This is a genomic window from Orbus hercynius, from assembly GCF_003634275.1.
Classification (GTDB): domain Bacteria; phylum Pseudomonadota; class Gammaproteobacteria; order Enterobacterales; family Orbaceae; genus Orbus; species Orbus hercynius.
Genome location: NZ_RBWY01000013.1, coordinates 1 through 1090, shown reverse-complemented (window position 1 = coordinate 1090; position 1090 = coordinate 1). Strand labels below are relative to the sequence as shown.

Annotated in this window: 2 protein-coding genes; both read right to left on the bottom strand. The window is 42.3% G+C overall.

Going from position 1 to position 1090, the window contains the following annotated elements:
• On the bottom strand, positions 1–570 hold a 570-nt coding region (locus tag DES39_RS10880), incomplete at its 3' end, for a hypothetical protein (RefSeq protein WP_147405446.1).
• Positions 571–595: 25 nt separating this feature from the next.
• Positions 596–1090, bottom strand: a 495-nt coding sequence (locus tag DES39_RS10975; RefSeq protein WP_170143403.1) for a hypothetical protein, incomplete at its 5' end; no start/stop codon positions are given.

The following is a 1090-nucleotide window of genomic DNA, read 5'->3' as shown; positions in this document are numbered from 1 at the left end:
GTCAATTGGCTCCCCGTTTTTTGATAGCTGTATTGAAGCCACATCATTTAATAACGGTGAAGTCGCCCAGACCGGGATCTCGCCTTCCACATGCCTTTTATACACCACATTAACCAATATTTTATTTAATGAGGTCAGGCCTTCATTCTTGCTTTTGATGCTATCCACCACCACCCGGCCAAAACAAAATAGCTGCGACTGATTCCAATAATAACGGTAGCCTTTACCTACATCAGTGATATCGTAATGGTAAAAACCAGTTGACTTGCCATCCTCACCAATCACTGGCTGCTCCGTTAATAAGCCTAACTGGGCAAAGATGGATAAACGTTGATTTAGCTTTTTATTCGCGGCAACCGGATAGGTTTCCCCCCATTTATCGGGCGCTTCAATCACATCTTTAGAAGTATAAGGGTAGCTTACTTCCCCCACTGTAAAGCAGATACCGACTTTGCCGGTTGGATTAAGTTTATCCAGCCCAGTTTGCAACATGGTTTTAATTTTGCCATCTTCACAGCCGGTCAATAACAAGATTGCCAGCAGCCAGATACGATGATTAAGTTTAAACATGCTTAGTCTCGATTAGCGATAACCCTTAATTACCATAAGTATTTGGGACAATAAACGGCCAAGGCTTTAATGAGTTATCCTTCTGCCGAAAAAAGAACTGCACAAAATAGCCCTCTTGCCAGTCAATCGGTTCACCACTTTTTAATGACAATGGATAACCTGCATCTCTTAATAACGGTGAAGTTGCCCAGACGGGGATCTCGCCTTCCACATGCCGTTTATACACCACATTAACCAATATTTTATTTAATGAGGTTAGGCCTTCATCCTTGCTTTTGATGCTATCCACCACCACCCTGCCAAAACAAAATAGTTGCTGCTTACCTGTATAATAGCGATAAGCTTTACCTAACTCTGTAATATCATAATGATAAAAACCGCTTGGCTTGCCATCCTCACCGATCACTGGCTGCTCCGTTAATAAGCCCAGTTGGGCAAAGGTAGACAGCCGCTTATTTAAAGTATCATTACCATCAATAAATCGATTATAGCCAAACTCATCTAATTCGCCAGTCACCGC